Source organism: Pseudoalteromonas sp. MTN2-4 (genome assembly GCF_042848605.1).
Lineage (GTDB): Bacteria > Pseudomonadota > Gammaproteobacteria > Enterobacterales > Alteromonadaceae > Pseudoalteromonas.
This window is the reverse complement of sequence record NZ_BTGK01000008.1, coordinates 1-16,554: the sequence shown is the minus strand read 5'-3', so window position 1 is coordinate 16,554 and position 16,554 is coordinate 1. Positions and strand designations below refer to the sequence as shown.

Here is a 16,554-nt window from a genome sequence, read left to right as displayed (position 1 = left end):
TGAGTAATTTTTGGGTCAATTATCATGGTTAATAATATAAAAGGGCAATCTCAGCCGAACAGTGTGCTTGATAATATCAAGCAACAAAAAACTGGTTTACAAAAGTCTGATGCGAACGTGACAGCTGAAACAGCTAAAGCCCCTCAAAAGGCTGCAACTGACTCTGTGAGTTTAACACCACAAGCACAACAACTAAAAAGTTTGCAAGAAAAAGCGCAACAATCGCCTTCTTTTGACAGCAAAAAAGTTGAGGAACTAAAGAAAGCTATCAGTGAAGGTAAATATCAGGTTGATGCTGAAAAATTAGCTAAGAATATTGCGGCGTTTGAGTTTGACGTGTATGGATGATCAAATAAACCTTTGTCATCATAAGTTAGAAAACCAATTACAGCACCTTAACGCTTTGACCCAGCTTTTAGATGCAGAGCTAGCATGTCTTGCTAGCAAAAAAGGCGATGGCTTAAAAGACATCGCACGTGAAAAACTTACTCTTCTTAATACCATTCAAAAGTTAGATAAAGAACTTTCGGGTTTTAACCAAGATATATTTAAAACTGAACAAATTAAACCTTTAACAGAATCTGTAAATTCTTTACTACTTAAATGTAAGAAGCAAAATGAGGTTAATGCTCAGGCTGCACATCAGGCCCAGCTTGCAGTTAAGGAGCTTAAAAATATATTAATCGGTGCCCCCACTTCTGTTACTTATGGACAAGATGGTGGTGTGATAAGTGAGAACTCTGAGTTTGTTAAAAACTTAAAAGCCTAATACTTGAGAAATTACTAATCACATTCTTTGGTTAGTAATAGATCACACGCTTTACTTTTCTTGGTTTTATAGCACTAATATACAGCTCGTGTACTTTTTTCATATCTAGCTCTAATTCTGTTGCGTAAGTATCACCGACAGAGTATGTTTTCACTATTTTCGCGCCTTTAATTAAACCGCCGACTTTGCTCGATAAGCCATCCGTTTGAGCTATTGCACCTTTTACAGTCATTGTTGATGTGAGCTTTTGCCCATGTACTTGCTCGGCAAGCTCCCTGTATGCTTCTAGTTTAGACACTTTAATTGCCATCAACATCTTTTGCGCATCCGTTTCACCAGGTTGACTGCTCAAAGGCGCATACCCCACAGCTCGTAAAACAGGATAATAATCTGGCTCTTCGTAGGCATACTCTATATGCTTATCAAATACTGAGCTACAGCCTGAAAGTAGAATAGAACATGTTACCAATGATGAATAAAAAACGTTTTTCGCCTTCATAATAAACACACCAAATTAAAGTCTGTCCATGCAATGCATTTTTCACGCCAACAAAGCTGGTACGTCTATTGCTTTTGATATATTAAGCGAATCAGTTTGGAATCGAAATGATGAAACATATTCTAATAATTGCACTACTTGCATTCTGCGCTCATGTAAAAGCGGAATGGTTTGAGGTAGTCGGTTATGGCGGCATAGTTGATGGTGACACGTCTTCAGCGAGACAAATGGCTGTCAAAGATGCCATAACCCAAGCTTTGATATTCTCTGGTGCTACGGTGTCTAGCGTTCAAACAGTTGCCGATGGTGTTCTCGAGCAAGATGAATTAAAGATCAAAACCCATGGTCAGATACAACATGTGAACTTAATAAATGAACAACAACAAGGCGAGCAATACTCTGTCACGCTACATCTAGATATTATTCCCCAGCAAGCACAGTGTCTTGAGTCAAAATTTAATAAACAGATTACTGTCACACAAAGCCAATTGACACACCCAGATCAAGCTAGGCTAGGTCAAATTTTTGACATCCCTAAAGCCAGTTCACAGCGCTTATTTAATACTTTAAATGAGCGAAATTTAGGCGTGAAAATGATCCCATATATCGATCGAAAATTAGATGTCAGGGCTTTCTTCGCACAGCAGTTTGAGTATAACGCCAACTTAATTGATACGTTAAGTCGCAGTAGTAATAGTCAGTACGTATTGCTGAGTCAAATAACAGATATTTCTCAAGGCCGAAAAATGAACAACGATTACGCATTTTGGGAAAGTGAAGCATATATGCGCAACTTTAAAATTGATTTTGCGTTATTTGATTCGCAGACTAACGATCAAGTCTGGTCTCAACATTACAGTGTTCAAGGTATTTGGCCACATAAAAAAACTCAGGTTGTGAATGTAAATAGTGAAGAGTTTTGGCGAACCGATTATGGTCAAAAAATTCAAACTATTTACAATAAGGTCAGTCAAGACCTAAATACCGCAGTAAGTTGCCTGAAAACAACCGGCAAAATATTAATGATCGACTCTGATAGAGTGGTGATTAACTTAGGGCAAAGCCATGGACTAGAAGCGGGGCAAGTACTTTCAATCCTTCACAGAAGCAATTTGACTGCGGCAAATGGCATGCAGTTTTCGCATCATATTCAAACCATTGAACAAGTTGTAGTTGAACAAGTGAATGCGCAAAGTGCCATCGCTAGAAACTTAAGTGACAGACCTTTGAGTAATATTCAGCTAAATGACGTCATTAAGGTAGTTGTTAAAGAGCCAGAATCATTCACGTTAAAGTAACTTCATATACTCACAATTCAGACAATAAAATAAGGGTAATCTAGTTTTTAGATTGCCCTTATTTGTTTTAATTACTTTAATCTAAATACGCACTATAGATAATAAAGGCATTCAACTATGAGGAAGTTAATATGCTAGAAATTCGTGAAGGACAAACAATACCCTCTGTATCATTTCCTGTGAGAATTGGTAATGACTGGCACACTGTCACTACAGAGCAACTTTTTAAAGGTAAAACCGTGGTTGTGTTTTCTTTACCAGGTGCATTTACACCAACCTGTTCATCGACACACCTACCACGTTATAACGAGCTGGCAAATGCATTCAAACAAAATGGCGTTGATGACATAATTTGTTTATCAGTAAACGATACTTTTGTTATGAACGCCTGGGCGAAAGATCAAGAAGCTGACAACATCACCCTACTCCCTGATGGTAATGGAGAGTTCACGGATGGGATGGGCATGCTTGTCGATAAGGCTGACTTAGGCTTTGGTAAACGAAGCTGGCGTTACTCTATGCTGGTTAAAGATGGTGTTATTGAAAAAATGTTCATTGAGCCTGATTTACCTGGCGACCCTTTCGAAGTGTCTGATGCTGATACCATGCTTGATTACATCAACCCAGAGTGTGAAAAGCCTCAGCCTGTGAGCTTGTTTACCAAACCTGGATGTGGCTATTGTGAGAAAGCTAAAGCACACCTGATCAGTAAAGGCATCCAATTCGAAGAGATTGTATTAGGCCGTGACGCTAGCCTAACAAGTTTAAAAGCGATTTCAGGCCAAGAAACAGTGCCGCAAGCATTTATCTCTGGAAAGTATATTGGTGACTCAGAAGCGATACTGTCGCATTTCTGATAACTTGTACAAACTATTGATAATACTCTATTGAGCAAATTAAATTAAGCTAATAATAACAAGGAAGTTATTTTACTGTGATTAAAATATAGAAGTTTAGAGTAGTAGTGATATGAATAATCAAATGAGTGGCGGAGTGGACGGGACTCGAACCCGCGACCCCCGGCGTGACAGGCCGGTATTCTAACCAACTGAACTACCACTCCGCAGTGGTGGGTATTTATAGAGCCAGTTCTGGTGTGACTCTTAGATATCTAATGGCGGAGTGGACGGGACTCGAACCCGCGACCCCCGGCGTGACAGGCCGGTATTCTAACCAACTGAACTACCACTCCGCAGAGATACCTTATTTTTTATTTGCATTGGCGGAGTGGACGGGACTCGAACCCGCGACCCCCGGCGTGACAGGCCGGTATTCTAACCAACTGAACTACCACTCCACGAGCAAATAATTTCGATTAAAACGTTGGCGGAGTGGACGGGACTCGAACCCGCGACCCCCGGCGTGACAGGCCGGTATTCTAACCAACTGAACTACCACTCCACTGAGTTTTAATCTTTTCCTAATTGGCGGAGTGGACGGGACTCGAACCCGCGACCCCCGGCGTGACAGGCCGGTATTCTAACCAACTGAACTACCACTCCACACTTAGGAAAGGGTGCCTAAAGGCATTTTGTAAGATTGGCGGAGTGGACGGGACTCGAACCCGCGACCCCCGGCGTGACAGGCCGGTATTCTAACCAACTGAACTACCACTCCAGCGCGACTTACAAATTTTTAGAATAATTGGCGGAGTGGACGGGACTCGAACCCGCGACCCCCGGCGTGACAGGCCGGTATTCTAACCAACTGAACTACCACTCCGCTTTATTCTTGTTGCCAGGTTGCTCCCTGACAGCGGCGTGAATAATACGAATCGACCTGTTTAGAGTCAACTGTTTTTTTTAAAAAAACTGTCTTTTTTAGTCTCCATCCATAGAAAGGTTCAAAATATCACCTGATTTGTTATTTTTTGAACCATTCGGATCATTTGCGTTAACTTTGTCGTCATCCTGTTCTGTTGTCGATTGCTTTTTCTTGAATGACGGTAATTTAATTTTCAGCTTAATTGGCTTCCTCTGAACAAAGATTCTAATCACCAACCAACCAATTAACATAATAAAAATATTACCAACAGCAATAATTGTGATTAACGCCCCTGTGCTCAAAGTGGGTTCAGGCTCTTGGAGAGGTAATTTAGCAAGTAAAGGGTTTACTTTTGGCGCTTGTAACTCAGGCACCTTCTCAATTGGTCTTTCAATCTCAAAGTTATAAACAGGTAATCTGGCCATAAACTCTCGACCATTGATATTTTCACCAAAGACAGAAAACTCAATTTGATAACGACCCCAATCGTAATTACTTACTTCTAATTTACGGTAAAGGCGCGCTTCTGGGTTAATCGTAAAGATTTGCTCTTCACCGTTTGGATAAAAGATCTTGCCTTGAAAAATAACCGTTTCAGGTTTAATGATATTTTGATCTAACTTAATCAACAGTTCATGACTGGCTGTAGCATTGCTGGCGAGCGTCAAATCAAACTCAAAGGGTGGCTCTGCAATAACGATGGGCGCTTGTACTACCCTTCGTTTAAGAATGGGCGTTTCAATATAGAACTCTGGCTGCCACTCACCGGCGGGAAAAACAAGTTTAAATTCTCCGGTAAAAATACCATCCATTGGTCTTTCATCAAATTCGCGACCATCATCTTTAAACTCGGTGACACTTTGTGTGCCAGCCCCAAAATTGTCATATTGATCATTGTTGGTACTCACGAACTCGACAATTAGACTGACCACATCACGAAAATAGCCAACATCAATAGGCTTATCATCGTTCGTTACTTGACCCGTCACTTTTAGTGTTTCTCCCCTAAACATCAGTTTAGGTAATGGCTCTACCACCAGCTCAATGTCACCTAGCACCATAATTCGGCTATCGGGTTGCACTCTACCTATTACCTGCCAAGGACCTGGCGTTGGGTTTTCTATGGTAATAAGGTCATAGCTTGCTTCATCGTACCACTCTAGCATTTCATCTTTCATAGAATGATGCGCGTAATATTTACTGCCATCAGGTTTGACTAAGATAACCGCCGGTGAACCCGGCTTCCGAAAGAAAAGCAGTGTAATTTTTTCTACTTTATGATCAATACGGAAACGGTTATCTAATAGCGGAACTTCATTTACTTTGCGATTATTCTTCAACAGCGTAATAGATGGGGCTGTTGTAAGTGCAATACATTCATGAACAAACAATAAGAACAGCACTAACAATAATCGCTTCATATAAAATTTACCTTAATTTTGTTGCCAAAGAGTCTCGCCATTTTTATTAACGACTTTCAGCCTTTCTTCATGCGCTATTACTTCATCGGCAGAAGCCTTAACAACTTTAAGTGCCGGACGGTTATCAGCCAAACGTCGAATACTGGTGTTATCAGTTTGCGATGTGTCTTCGGTATTATTTGCCAAGTTCATTTTTACTTGACCACCCGTCATTGCTAGATAAACGTCAGCAAGGATCTCTGAATCCAGTAATGCGCCGTGAAGCGTACGTTTGGCGTTATCTATGTCATAGCGTCGGCATAATGCATCAAGATTATTTTTCTGCCCTGGATGCAGATTTCTCGCCATCACAAGCGTATCTAACACTTCGCAATACTCATGAGTGTTTGGGTAGCCTTGCTGTAACAGCGCAAATTCATTATCCATAAAGCCGACGTCGAACGGTGCATTATGAATAATGAGCTCAGCCCCTTTTATATAATCAAAAAACTCTTGTGCTATTTGATGATAAAGCGGCTTATCTCTTAAAAATTCATTGGTGATACCATGAACATCGATTGCCTCCTCTTCAATATCACGCTGAGGGTTGATATAAACATGAAAGTTATTTCCTGTTAAACGGCGATTAATGAGTTCAACACACCCAATTTCAATGATCCTATGCCCTGCTTTCGGATCGATACCTGTGGTTTCAGTATCCAGGACTATTTGTCTCTTTAACATATCGTCTGCCTGTTAACTTTGCTATTGTTAGCAACTAATCACTTTATTCTACATAAAAACAGGCTAATTCGTGCAAAAAAGCGTAGAGATTTATACCGATGGTTCATGCTTGGGCAACCCAGGACCTGGTGGGTATGGCATTTATCTTCATTATCAAGGCCATGAAAAAACGCTTTCTCAGGGCTATAAACTCACTACCAATAATAGAATGGAGATGCTCGCTGCCATTGTTGCACTCGAAACCCTTAAACGACCTTGCACAGTCGTGCTACATACCGACAGCCAATATGTTAAACAAGGTATCGAGTCTTGGGTTGCAGGTTGGAAAAAACGTAACTGGCTGACTTCCGCAAAGAAGCCAGTTAAAAACGTTGATTTATGGAAGCGCCTCGATGAGGCCTGTCAAAGACATGACATAGAGTGGCGTTGGGTAAAAGGTCACAGTGGCAATAAATATAATGAAATAGTAGATGACTTGGCCAGAGAAGCGGCGGGTAGTTCAAAACTGCTTGAAGATGAAGGATATCAAGCAGCTTAAATTTTGTTGTTAATTAGGCTTGTCTCGAGTTTGTCTAAGCCCCGCATTTTTAACAGCAGGAGCCCATTTGGGCCTTGCGTGCCACTTAGGTTTAATTGGTGTTAAAGGTGCGACCCGCTTTCGTGCCACCAGCATATAACAGCTGCCCATGGGCTTTAAATAATGACGACAAAAACGCCGCCAAGGCGCAAAACGGGATAAACGGCTGCCACGAGCCAACGACGCATAGACAAAGCGCTCATCACTGATTATTTCGAACCCCAATAAATCTAACCAATCTTTTACTCGAGCAGGGGTAAAAAAGCGCCCTGACCACGGCAGCTTTTGTGAGCTAAACGGCAATAAATTTGCCAATCCACACAAACTGAATGGGTTAAACCCTGAAATAACCAAATAGCCGCCAGGAATTAAAGTACGATGCGCTTCACGCAGAATATGATGAGGATCACTTTCATATTCTAAACTGTGAGCCAGCACACAAACATCAACACTGTGCTCCGAAAAAGGCAGTTCATCAATTTCAGCAACCACACTGGTTTTCTTACATTGATGAGGAGATACATTCACTTGATGAGGGATCACACATTTTGATGTATCAAGTTGGCCACTTAATGAACCAAGTTTAAGTAAGTGATATCCGAACATCCTCGGTAACCAAGATTTCATTCTTCGCTCTAAGCCGACTTTTATATAATCGCCATGTGGAAAATCAGACCAAGTTAATGGTTTTGGTCCAGACCGAAAACTTAGTGCTGGTTTCATTATTGATGCTCGTTATACTAAACCTATCTACACTTTATAGAGCAAATACTTATGGTGCAAGTTGATCCAATTAAAGCTTTTTCTGATAACTATATATGGGCATTGAGAAAAGAAAATACAGTCTGGGTTGTTGACCCTGGGCAAGCTGAACCTGTGTTTGACTATTTAAAACAAACTGACACAACGCTGGCAGGCATTTTGATAACTCATCACCACTGGGATCATACCAATGGTGTTGAGGCTTTACTTAAGGCGTTCAAAAACATTCCTGTTTATGGCCCTGAGAACTCCCCTTTTGAAGGTATCTCACACAAATTAAATGATAGTGATGAAATAACTGTTGCCGATACAAAGTTTAAAATCATCTCAACGCCAGGGCACACCTTAGACCACATTTGTTATATGAATGATGCTTTTTGCTTTACCGGTGATACCTTGTTTAGTGCAGGCTGTGGTCGATTATTCGAAGGCGACGCTGAAATGATGTGGCACTCTTTAGGAAAGTTTACCGAATATAGCGATGAAACGCTTATCTACTGCACCCATGAATACACACAAGCCAACCTTAAATTTGCTTTAGCTGTTGAACCTAACAATGCAGACTTATTAGCGTATATCGAAAAAATACAAAAGCTTCGAGATGGTAATCAGCCAAGTTTACCGACACATTTTGGCCTTGAGCGGGCTGTAAATCCCTTTTTAAGAGCCTTTGAAGAAAATAGCCTTGCACATGTACCTAAGCATTTAATTCAAGATACAAATGAAAACTGGCAAAAATTTGCAGCTTTAAGGGCTTGGAAAGATGAATTTTAACCAAGTTACCATGTGATTACTTTAAATAACGCAAGAGAATCTGTAGAATCGAGCGGTTTTTGCTCGAATATGAATCACTATGAAAAAGTCTGCAAGTTTAGTTTTAACGCTCTCATTGTTAACGGGTTGCCAAACCCTAACTGACACACCAAAAGATCAATCAGAGATCACCAATACGGCTGCTAATAAGAACCTAGCAAGCCCTTTAGATATTAGCGAAGCGCTTGCTAATTCAATCACAGAGCCGGTAGAAGCAGACGAGCCGGCTCCTGTATTCGATGATGTTTGGGAACGTATTCGTTACCAACTCTCAATTCCAGTGCCCCAAAACCGCCCTGTTGTAGCTGAGAGAAACTATTATCAACGCCATCAAAAATATTTAGACCGTATATCAAAGCGTGCAGAGCCGTATTTATACTTTATTGTTGAAGAAGTAGAAAAACGCCAAATTCCGATCGAGATCGCTTTACTCCCCATCGTTGAAAGTGCGTTCGACCCATTCGGCTACTCGCATAGAAGCGCGTCAGGTATCTGGCAGTTTATGCCACAGACGGGAGAGCGTTTTAACTTACATCAGAATTGGTGGTATGACGGTCGCCGAGACATAGTACAGTCAACGCGTGCAGCTTTAGACTATTTGAGTTACCTGCATAAAACTTTAGAAGGTGACTGGCTGAATGCCATTGCAGCATACAACTCAGGTGAAGGGCGCGTCTTAAAAGCCATCAGAAAGAATCGTAAAAAGCATTTACCTACGGATTTTTGGTCGCTTGATTTACCAAGAGAAACGACGGCTTACGTACCAAAGCTACTGGCGTTATCAGATCTATTAAAGCGACAAGAAGAGTTCAATGTTACTTGGAAGCCAATTATTAATGCTCAGGTAGTTGAGATTGTCGATGTTGGCTCACAAATTGATTTAGCGCTTGCCGCTGACATGGCTGGTTTAAGCCTCACTGAATTATACCGTTTAAACCCAGGCTTTAACCGCTGGGCAACCGCACCTGAGGGTCCACATCAATTACTGATCCCAATTGATAAAGCGGACGCATTTAAAGACAAACTCGCGCAAACACCAGTAAAAGACAGATTGCGTTGGCAATATTACACGGTGAAACGCGGTGACACTCTATCTGTGATTGCTAAAAAGTTTTCGACGAGCAGTAAAACCATTCAATCTCTTAATAAGCTTGATACCCACATTATCCGTGTTAACCAAAAGCTACTTGTTCCTCTAAGCGATGGAAAAATCAATAGTGAGCACTTACCAGAATCTGTCAGAGTAGCCGCGAATAAATCTACGCGAGCTAAAAAAACACATACAGTGAAATCTGGTGACACATTGTGGGATATCAGCCGAGAGTATGATGTAACAGTAAAGCAACTTGCTAACTGGAATAAGCTTAAAACCAACAGCGTATTAAAGCTCGGCCAAAAGCTCACGATTTATCAAACAAAAGCAAAGAGCAAACCTACCGGATTAGTGTCTACTACCCGAACCATTACTTACAAGGTTAGGCGTGGTGATTCTTTAGCCCGTATTGCTTCCAAGTTTAAACTAACGGTAAAAGAAATTGTCGAGTGGAATAATTTATCTGGACAAAAATATCTTCAGCCGGGGCAAAAGTTAAAGCTAAAAGTCGATGTAAAACGCACGTCTTAAAAAGATGTACTAAAAAGAAAAGCACCCAAGGGTGCTTTTCTTTTTAGATAGGCTCGAACTTATAGCCGGCTCCATAAATCGAGTGAATAAAATTGGCTTCAGGTGCAATGCTTTGTAATTTTTTACGAAGTTTCTTGATGTGACTATCAACCGTTCTATCGCTGACTATCCGGTCGTCTGAATAAATATGATCCATCAGTTTATCACGACTGAAAATACGCCCTGGGTGTACATACATGGCTTTAAGCAATAGAAACTCAACGTGTGTGAGTGCAATGCTTTCATTGTTGAACCTTGCCATAAATGTTTGCTCATCAACTTCTAAGCCATGAAGAGCTTCGTGGTTTTGCTCTGCAATATAATTTACTCGACGCATAATAGCTTTTACCCTGGCTACAACTTCTCTTGGGCTATATGGCTTACAGACATAATCATCCGCACCAACTTCAAGACCAATCAGCCTATCAATTTCTTCAACCTTAGCAGTCGTCATAATGATGGGCATCTGGCTTTGAGCCCTGATCTGCTTACACAAAGTTATACCGTCAACGTTAGGTAACATGATGTCTAACAGCACCATACAAGGCTTATAGCGCTCAAATGCTGTCATTACTTCGCCACCATCAGTAACGACATGACATTTAAAGCCTGAAGCTGATAAGTATTTTGCTAAAATCGCAGCCAGCTTTTCTTCATCTTCAACAATAAGGACCGAATCTGCAGTCACCATTTAATTTTCCTTATATTTGAATTCTATCGTCAATTTTAATCCACCAAGCGTACTTTGCTCTGCGTGAACTTCGCCATTATGCGCCATAATAATATTCTGGCATATCGCCAAACCAAGTCCTGAACCACCCGTTTTACGGTTTCTGGCTGAGTCTGTTCTGTACAGTCTATCAAAAAGGTGTGACAGCTGTTCAGAGCCTACTCCTGGGCTGCTATCTTGCCATATAACTTGGACTCCTTGCCCAATTCTGTTCACCTTAATATCTAACATTCCCTTTTTTTCTGACGATGCATCAGTATAGCGTAATGTGTTCTGCAATAAGTTATCGAATAACTGTCCCATACGATGTGCATCACAGAACAAGAAGCATCTGCGGCTGAAGTCAAACTGTAAATCAAAGTGACTCAGTTCACTTTTTCTTTTTTCAAGACTGCGCTCTATGAGTTCAGGCAACACCATTTGCGACTTTTCATAGGACAACGACCCCCTATCTGACATCGAAAGCTGGTGAAGATCGTTAACTAATTTAGTAAGTCGCATGATCTCTTCATGCAATGAATTAAGCTGCGCTTCATCTGCTTCAATGACGCCGTCAATCATGCCCTCAATTTCAGCCTTAATGACCGCAATCGGGGTTCTTAATTCATGAGAAATATCAGCTATCCAACGTTGTCGAGCAGTCAAATTTTCAGCCAGTGTTTTTGCCAGCAAGTTCATGTCACTTTCAAGCTGACCTAATTCATCTCTGCGAATGATTTGTTTTGATAACGAGTAATCCCCACTGGTGAGGTTTTTTGTTCTTTGCCTTAATGCAAGTATTGGCCTAACTAAATATTTACTAAAAGGGATAGACAGTAAAAAAGTCACTACAAAAGCAATAATAGCAATGACAACGAAGTGTTGACGCTGCTGCTTAGCAAATAATGTTTCAAACTTTCCCGTTACCATCGAGCCATTTTCAACGCCTATATATCCTAACTTGTGCTCTTTTTTATCTGGCCAATAAACAGGTAACCAGAGTGCATCCTTAACCATAGAGGGCCTTCCTACCAATAATGTACCATCTGGCGCTTTAAAAAATAGCTTATCTGAGGGTCCCCTGCCTCTTCGCTCTCCTCGAGGAGGTGGGCGCATATCCTTGCTAGGCTTTGGACGTTTTTTAGGTAAGGCCTCATTGGCGGCACTTACTTGATGGTAAGTTCGCATTAAGTTTTTCCAATGTGGCGATCTTCTATCTAGCCAGTCAACATTCTGTTGCGTTTCCATTGTTTGTTGGAAGGCTTCAATGACGGGCTCTAGGCGCGCTTTAGTTTGACTTTGTACATAGTCAGAAAAGCTTTTATCAAATGCTATCTGATTAGCCACAAATATAGCCAACACCAATGTTGAATTAGCTAACAGCAGCATAATTAATATTTTTATGCGAATAGGTAATCTAAGCGTCTTCATTTTAACTTCAAAAAATTGACTCAAGATCATGTTCTGCCATGAATGTGTAAAGAATGTGGAAGTAACAGGCGCAGTTTATTGTTTTCCTAAGCCTCGAATTTGCTACTATAAACTAAATTTAAAAAAGATCCCGAATACAGTGCAAAACCAAACACTTCAGAGATTCATTTCTTATATAAAATCACAACAAGTAGATAAACTGCCTGAGTTCTATAGCCAACTTAGCGACTCTGATTGCGTGCTTGTATTAAAGTTCTGCTTCGAGCAGGCAACCAAGAACCAAGAGACCTATATATTCTTTCAAGATCTTTGCAAGCAGCTAATCACAACAAAAGAGGCACTTCCTGAAGGACTGATCACTGGTATTAATACATTAGAGCGACTGGCATTTTTCTCGAATGCACTCACTGAAATTGAGGGCTATAAGCAAGCTAACAGACAAGGTAACACGGTTATTCATGCACTTTGCTCTAACGCTCAGCAAACACAATGGCCGTTTAACTTTTTAAGGTCTCTTATGCTATTTGAAAGAAATGAATCACTTGCTCACGCTCTTGGGCATAAGAATCATCAAAGCATGCGCCCTATCGATTGTTATCTTGCATTTAATCATAACTTAGCCACATTGCCAGATCATGAACTTACTGCTCTTTTAGCCCTTATTGAAATACAGTCAAAAACGTCTCAGCAAAGCGAACCGGGTCTATTACATGCGATATGTCAGTTTTTAGTTAAGGAGAAAGTAAATGAACAGCTAGACAATGCGCATCAACGCGTATTACTCATCGCTAGCTGTTTTCAGACACGTGTTGAAACCGTGTGTACACTTTTGAAGATTTAGGCCTTTTCAACCGCTTCTAGCTTGTTTCGTTTGATATACTTATCGCCAAACTGATAAAGAAATAAGCTAAGCAATATCATAGTGCCGCCAATTAAAAGCGATGACGTTAAAACTTCATCATTCAATAACGCGCCCAGACTTACTGCAAAAACAGGGGTGATCAAAGTAGTCAGGGCAACTGTGCTTGCCGGTAATTTTTGCAGCACATGAAAATAAGCTAAGAACCCTAACAATGAGCCAAAAAGTGCTAAGTAACCCGTTGCTAAAATAGACTTCATTTGCCAATGCTCATAATTAATCTCACCACCTGCTGCTAACCAAATCATTGCAAAAACAGGCGTCACAAATGCCAATGCTCCTAGCGTTGTTGCCATTGGGTGTATTGCAATTGGTACTGTCTTAATCATGACGCCACTTAAACTAAAACTTGTTACTGCCATGAGCACATAGATAATCCCTTCAACAGGTACATCCAATTGCTGAATTTGCGTTTTACACACTAAAAACAAGCCGAGTATAGAGAACAATAAGGCACTAAGTTTGACGGGTGTAAAAGCGTGTTCTGATAATATTTTTTGCGCAAAAAGACCCGAGATTATTGGCGCAAGGCCAAACACAAGAGAAATCACACCGGAAGGCACAGTCTGAGCTGCCAAATAGCTGAAAAGCATACCCACTACTATGCCAGCAGCAGAATAGAAATATAACAAGCAGGACTTTTTCGACCACGGCACATGTATTTTTAGAGTAAACACAGTGATGATGGCAAGCACCAATGCAATAAACATACGTAGAAAAACACTTAGTGTCGGTGGCATAGTCTCGGCGCTCCAGACAATACCAAGCGGTGTTGTTGACCAAACTAAGATCACAAATAGATACGACCCCTGCACGGGCATAACTTTTCCTTGGGAATAAAACATTGAAGAGGGCGAAATTATACTGACTAAAATGCTCAAATGTTATCGCTGTATTAGTCTTATCAAACAGTTTTATGTAACGATACATTAATGAAGATAATAACTGCTTTAATCAACATATACATCTGATAGACATATCTGCAATTTTTAATATCATGACCCTTCATTCGGAGGCACCATGACAATTACCGTCTATATCATCACCGCTGTTCTTATCAAACTATCAATTCTTGGCTTTGGCATATTATCTATAGTGACTGCTTTTATTGGCTTGCTACTTTTAAAAGTCATGCACAAAAAACTTTCAGAGTGGTTGATAAATAGATTTAGAAAAAAATTTAAAATAGCAGTTTGGGGGCACACCAGCGTTTACATTGCTTTTATCGGAAAAATGCTATTTATTGACGACTTCAGTGATGTTCCTGCCTTTCTAGCCAGTCATCTTGTTATTCACCATATGGTAAGCGGCTTAATTGCTGCGACTTTAATGATTATGAGCCTCAGAACTTACAACCAGCTTAAAGTAAATAACTCGAATACGAATTAGACAAAATAAAGAATGTCACTCACACTTTTAAAACCCAAATCTAGTGGTGAGTGTTATGAATAAAAAGTAAGGTTGCGGTCCCTATAATTTTAAGTGTTTCTTTAATCTTAGCTGCAAATACATTCAGCATCTTAAAACTTGAATTTTTGATTTGGGATTACCAATCCTTAGTCAACAAAGAACAGCAACGCATTATTCTAATTACCAACGCAGAATCATCTTTCAAAAGCCAAGTTCAAGCATGGAAAAGCCTTCTACTCAGAAATGAAGAAAAGTATTGGCAAGAATTCCTTTCTCTTCATAAAAGTGTGCATAAAGATTTGAAGCAACTGCAAACTTTTGAAGAAAGAGATTGGACTACTCGATTTATTAATCAGCACCAAACTATGCTAAAAGCTTATGAGAAAGCTCAGAGGAGCTTTGTTCTAAATAAAAACTATAAACAAGGCGATACAATGGTAAGAGGCATTGACAGAAATTTCGCTAAAGGACTTATAGACAAAAGAAGCGTAGTAACTAAGCACTTTATTGTTACGACTGTCAATCCAATAATGTCATTCTTCATAGCGATAGTTGCAATAGTCGGTATTCTAATTTTTATACACAAAGCAATTATCTTACCTCTTCGAGACTTAATAGATAAAACAGTTGAGATCTCTAATGGGAAATATGATTTGCACATGGATTACCCTTTTAATGATGAAGTAGGTCAACTCAGTCAAGCCATAACGGAAATAAAAATCATATTGTTGAAGCTGTCTCAAACATATCTGTTGTAAAAGAAGAAGTTGAAGATGCATTTGAAGCAATAGATCACGTTAGTAATAAAATAAGCACATGATCAGAAGAACAAGTCGCATGTTCTCAAACTATGGAAAGTACCATTAATGGATTATCTGAAATTGCATCAAGGTTGCAAAGGCTTACTCAACAAGCTTTGCAATCAACTACCCTAGTTACACAAAAAGCGAATAACTGCGGAAATACTATGGAGCTGTCGGCTAATGGCATGAAGGAGCTTGTTAGAGAGGTAGAAAATATCGATCGTCATCGTGTCTTTAGAATCCAAAGCTGCAAGTGTTAGTGGTGTACTCGATATGATTGGTTCTATCTCAGAACAAACTAACTTACTCGCACTCAATGCTGCAATCGAAGCAGCAAGAGCTGGAGAAGCAGACAGAGGCTTTGCTGTTGTGGCAGATGAGGTACGAAGCCTTGCTTCTAAAACACAGCAATCAACAATGAGTATTACCTCTGTTATAGATGAACTTCAGGCTGCATCAAAACAGGCTATATCTGCAATACAGCATGAAATTAAAATAACAGCTGATAACACAGAGAAGAGCCAAGATGCACAAATAGCATTGAAGGAGATTCTCCAAGAAATGGAGCAAATGAAAAGTCTAAACCAGCAAGTTACAGACTCTGCCAGTGAGCAAACAAAAATACAGAAACGCTTCATGAAACATTAATTCAACTCCAAGTCATTTCTGACAATTATAAGTAATTGGCGTAAAGCAACAACGTATCCCGTACTGTGGCAAATGCAAATCGAGACCTAACGAAAATGTTTGAAGACCTAAGAGGTAACCTATCCCATCAAGAAGCAGAGCTTTTTTAGGATTAAGTGTGAAGTTGATGACTACGTATTACGTGCAAGTAAAGTGCAAAGTTAATGACAGCGAGCAAAGCGAATACATTTACTTTGCGCAAGAAAGGTGTAAAAAGCTAGCGACAGTGAACGAAGTGAACCCACTCTTTTACGCAAGGTGAAATAAGCTAGTTTAGCTAGAGTTGAGGGTGTAGTTATTTACTCA

At 40.2% G+C, this 16,554-nt stretch carries 18 protein-coding genes and 7 tRNA genes; 11 read left to right on the top strand and 14 right to left on the bottom strand.

Annotation, left to right across the window (positions count from 1 at the left end; all coding sequences use genetic code 11):
* The first annotated feature begins 24 nt into the window (after nucleotides 1-24).
* Nucleotides 25-348, top strand: a complete 324-nt coding sequence (flgM, locus tag ACGHEH_RS16545) for a flagellar biosynthesis anti-sigma factor FlgM (protein ID WP_390447472.1) — start codon at nucleotides 25-27, stop codon at nucleotides 346-348.
* Nucleotides 341-769 (top strand): flagellar export chaperone FlgN, encoded by a 429-nt coding sequence (gene flgN, locus ACGHEH_RS16540; protein ID WP_390447469.1) that lies wholly within the window; start codon nucleotides 341-343, stop codon nucleotides 767-769. Before flgM ends, flgN begins: the two co-directional genes overlap by 8 nt.
* Before the next feature lie 31 nt (nucleotides 770-800).
* Here flgN and ACGHEH_RS16535 read toward each other — a convergent pair whose 3' ends face one another.
* Nucleotides 801-1,268: an LPP20 family lipoprotein gene (locus ACGHEH_RS16535; RefSeq protein WP_138483462.1), complete on the bottom strand. Its 468-nt coding sequence runs from the start codon at nucleotides 1,266-1,268 to the stop codon at nucleotides 801-803.
* Between the two features lie 107 nt (nucleotides 1,269-1,375).
* On the opposite strand from ACGHEH_RS16535, the gene ACGHEH_RS16530 reads away from it, so the two are divergent.
* Both ACGHEH_RS16530 and ACGHEH_RS16525 read left to right on the top strand, forming a co-directional pair.
* Nucleotides 1,376-2,566 (top strand): flagellar assembly protein T N-terminal domain-containing protein, encoded by a 1,191-nt coding sequence (locus ACGHEH_RS16530; RefSeq protein ID WP_390447466.1) that lies wholly within the window; start codon nucleotides 1,376-1,378, stop codon nucleotides 2,564-2,566.
* 131 nt (nucleotides 2,567-2,697) lie between these two features.
* Nucleotides 2,698-3,423 carry a glutathione peroxidase gene (locus ACGHEH_RS16525; protein WP_390447463.1) on the top strand — a complete coding sequence of 242 codons (726 nt, stop codon included), beginning with the start codon at nucleotides 2,698-2,700 and terminating at the stop codon, nucleotides 3,421-3,423.
* A 129-nt stretch (nucleotides 3,424-3,552) separates the two neighbouring features.
* On the opposite strand, the gene ACGHEH_RS16520 is transcribed toward ACGHEH_RS16525, so the two are convergent.
* The 9 genes from ACGHEH_RS16520 to dnaQ all read right to left on the bottom strand — a co-directional run bounded on the left by ACGHEH_RS16520 (nucleotide 3,553) and on the right by dnaQ (nucleotide 6,474).
* Nucleotides 3,553-3,629, bottom strand: a tRNA-Asp gene (locus tag ACGHEH_RS16520).
* Between the two features lie 52 nt (nucleotides 3,630-3,681).
* Nucleotides 3,682-3,758: transfer RNA gene (locus tag ACGHEH_RS16515), tRNA-Asp, on the bottom strand.
* Between the two features lie 28 nt (nucleotides 3,759-3,786).
* Nucleotides 3,787-3,863 (bottom strand) — tRNA-Asp (locus ACGHEH_RS16510).
* A 27-nt stretch (nucleotides 3,864-3,890) separates the two neighbouring features.
* Nucleotides 3,891-3,967, bottom strand: a tRNA-Asp gene (locus ACGHEH_RS16505).
* A gap of 24 nt (nucleotides 3,968-3,991) precedes the next feature.
* Nucleotides 3,992-4,068, bottom strand: a tRNA-Asp gene (locus ACGHEH_RS16500).
* A gap of 38 nt (nucleotides 4,069-4,106) precedes the next feature.
* Nucleotides 4,107-4,183 (bottom strand) — tRNA-Asp (locus tag ACGHEH_RS16495).
* 28 nt (nucleotides 4,184-4,211) lie between these two features.
* Nucleotides 4,212-4,288, bottom strand: a tRNA-Asp gene (locus tag ACGHEH_RS16490).
* Nucleotides 4,289-4,386: 98 nt separating this feature from the next.
* On the bottom strand, nucleotides 4,387-5,751 hold the full coding sequence (locus ACGHEH_RS16485) for a TIGR03503 family protein (protein WP_390447460.1): 1,365 nt from the start codon (nucleotides 5,749-5,751) through the stop codon (nucleotides 4,387-4,389).
* A gap of 12 nt (nucleotides 5,752-5,763) precedes the next feature.
* A complete protein-coding gene (dnaQ, locus tag ACGHEH_RS16480; RefSeq protein ID WP_390447457.1) occupies nucleotides 5,764-6,474 on the bottom strand; it encodes a DNA polymerase III subunit epsilon in 711 nt (236 codons plus the stop codon).
* Nucleotides 6,475-6,544: 70 nt separating this feature from the next.
* On the opposite strand from dnaQ, the gene rnhA reads away from it, so the two are divergent.
* Nucleotides 6,545-7,012, top strand: coding sequence for a ribonuclease HI (gene rnhA, locus ACGHEH_RS16475; RefSeq protein WP_138484728.1), 468 nt, complete (start codon nucleotides 6,545-6,547; stop codon nucleotides 7,010-7,012).
* Nucleotides 7,013-7,021: 9 nt separating this feature from the next.
* Here the strand turns inward: rnhA and ACGHEH_RS16470 are convergent, their stop codons facing one another.
* Nucleotides 7,022-7,774, bottom strand: a complete 753-nt coding sequence (locus tag ACGHEH_RS16470) for a class I SAM-dependent methyltransferase (protein WP_390447453.1) — start codon at nucleotides 7,772-7,774, stop codon at nucleotides 7,022-7,024.
* Nucleotides 7,775-7,825: 51 nt separating this feature from the next.
* Here ACGHEH_RS16470 and gloB point away from each other — a divergent pair, with 51 nt between their 5' ends.
* Together gloB and ACGHEH_RS16460 are read left to right on the top strand one after the other, a co-directional pair.
* On the top strand, nucleotides 7,826-8,587 hold the full coding sequence (gene gloB / locus ACGHEH_RS16465) for a hydroxyacylglutathione hydrolase (RefSeq protein WP_390447450.1): 762 nt from the start codon (nucleotides 7,826-7,828) through the stop codon (nucleotides 8,585-8,587).
* Nucleotides 8,588-8,666: 79 nt separating this feature from the next.
* Nucleotides 8,667-10,250 carry a LysM peptidoglycan-binding domain-containing protein gene (locus tag ACGHEH_RS16460; RefSeq protein ID WP_390447447.1) on the top strand — a complete coding sequence of 528 codons (1,584 nt, stop codon included), beginning with the start codon at nucleotides 8,667-8,669 and terminating at the stop codon, nucleotides 10,248-10,250.
* A 43-nt stretch (nucleotides 10,251-10,293) separates the two neighbouring features.
* On the opposite strand, the gene ACGHEH_RS16455 is transcribed toward ACGHEH_RS16460, so the two are convergent.
* Both ACGHEH_RS16455 and ACGHEH_RS16450 read right to left on the bottom strand, forming a co-directional pair.
* Nucleotides 10,294-10,980 (bottom strand): response regulator, encoded by a 687-nt coding sequence (locus ACGHEH_RS16455; protein WP_390447444.1) that lies wholly within the window; start codon nucleotides 10,978-10,980, stop codon nucleotides 10,294-10,296.
* Complete coding sequence (locus ACGHEH_RS16450; RefSeq protein ID WP_390447441.1) at nucleotides 10,981-12,429, bottom strand: ATP-binding protein; 1,449 nt, start codon at nucleotides 12,427-12,429, stop codon at nucleotides 10,981-10,983.
* 139 nt (nucleotides 12,430-12,568) lie between these two features.
* On the opposite strand from ACGHEH_RS16450, the gene ACGHEH_RS16445 reads away from it, so the two are divergent.
* Entirely contained in the window at nucleotides 12,569-13,270 is a 702-nt protein-coding gene (locus ACGHEH_RS16445) for a hypothetical protein (protein ID WP_390447438.1), read from the top strand.
* On the opposite strand, the gene ACGHEH_RS16440 is transcribed toward ACGHEH_RS16445, so the two are convergent.
* The gene (locus ACGHEH_RS16440) at nucleotides 13,267-14,169 is read right to left on the bottom strand and encodes a DMT family transporter (protein ID WP_390447435.1); all 903 of its coding nucleotides are present in this window, start codon (nucleotides 14,167-14,169) and stop codon (nucleotides 13,267-13,269) included. The genes ACGHEH_RS16445 and ACGHEH_RS16440 overlap by 4 nt on opposite strands.
* Nucleotides 14,170-14,368: 199 nt before the next feature.
* Here ACGHEH_RS16440 and ACGHEH_RS16435 point away from each other — a divergent pair, with 199 nt between their 5' ends.
* From ACGHEH_RS16435 to ACGHEH_RS16425, 3 genes are all read left to right on the top strand, one after another.
* On the top strand, nucleotides 14,369-14,737 hold the full coding sequence (locus ACGHEH_RS16435) for a hypothetical protein (RefSeq protein WP_390447432.1): 369 nt from the start codon (nucleotides 14,369-14,371) through the stop codon (nucleotides 14,735-14,737).
* A gap of 146 nt (nucleotides 14,738-14,883) precedes the next feature.
* A complete protein-coding gene (locus tag ACGHEH_RS16430; RefSeq protein ID WP_390447430.1) occupies nucleotides 14,884-15,516 on the top strand; it encodes a HAMP domain-containing protein in 633 nt (210 codons plus the stop codon).
* A 273-nt stretch (nucleotides 15,517-15,789) separates the two neighbouring features.
* Nucleotides 15,790-16,209 carry a methyl-accepting chemotaxis protein gene (locus ACGHEH_RS16425; protein ID WP_390447427.1) on the top strand — a complete coding sequence of 140 codons (420 nt, stop codon included), beginning with the start codon at nucleotides 15,790-15,792 and terminating at the stop codon, nucleotides 16,207-16,209.
* Nucleotides 16,210-16,554 lie beyond the last annotated feature (345 nt).

What these genes read in the sequence shown, in the direction of transcription:
- flgM (WP_390447472.1), top strand. Translation starts at nt 25, where the DNA reads ATGGTTAATAATATAAAAGGGCAATCTCAGCCGAACAGTGTGCTTGAT.
- flgN (WP_390447469.1), top strand. Translation starts at nt 341, where the DNA reads ATGGATGATCAAATAAACCTTTGTCATCATAAGTTAGAAAACCAATTA.
- ACGHEH_RS16535 (WP_138483462.1), bottom strand. Translation starts at nt 1,268, where the DNA reads ATGAAGGCGAAAAACGTTTTTTATTCATCATTGGTAACATGTTCTATT.
- ACGHEH_RS16530 (WP_390447466.1), top strand. Translation starts at nt 1,376, where the DNA reads ATGATGAAACATATTCTAATAATTGCACTACTTGCATTCTGCGCTCAT.
- ACGHEH_RS16525 (WP_390447463.1), top strand. Translation starts at nt 2,698, where the DNA reads ATGCTAGAAATTCGTGAAGGACAAACAATACCCTCTGTATCATTTCCT.
- ACGHEH_RS16485 (WP_390447460.1), bottom strand. Translation starts at nt 5,751, where the DNA reads ATGAAGCGATTATTGTTAGTGCTGTTCTTATTGTTTGTTCATGAATGT.
- dnaQ (WP_390447457.1), bottom strand. Translation starts at nt 6,474, where the DNA reads ATGTTAAAGAGACAAATAGTCCTGGATACTGAAACCACAGGTATCGAT.
- ACGHEH_RS16470 (WP_390447453.1), bottom strand. Translation starts at nt 7,774, where the DNA reads ATGAAACCAGCACTAAGTTTTCGGTCTGGACCAAAACCATTAACTTGG.
- gloB (WP_390447450.1), top strand. Translation starts at nt 7,826, where the DNA reads ATGGTGCAAGTTGATCCAATTAAAGCTTTTTCTGATAACTATATATGG.
- ACGHEH_RS16460 (WP_390447447.1), top strand. Translation starts at nt 8,667, where the DNA reads ATGAAAAAGTCTGCAAGTTTAGTTTTAACGCTCTCATTGTTAACGGGT.
- ACGHEH_RS16455 (WP_390447444.1), bottom strand. Translation starts at nt 10,980, where the DNA reads ATGGTGACTGCAGATTCGGTCCTTATTGTTGAAGATGAAGAAAAGCTG.
- ACGHEH_RS16450 (WP_390447441.1), bottom strand. Translation starts at nt 12,429, where the DNA reads ATGAAGACGCTTAGATTACCTATTCGCATAAAAATATTAATTATGCTG.
- ACGHEH_RS16440 (WP_390447435.1), bottom strand. Translation starts at nt 14,169, where the DNA reads ATGCCCGTGCAGGGGTCGTATCTATTTGTGATCTTAGTTTGGTCAACA.
- ACGHEH_RS16435 (WP_390447432.1), top strand. Translation starts at nt 14,369, where the DNA reads ATGACAATTACCGTCTATATCATCACCGCTGTTCTTATCAAACTATCA.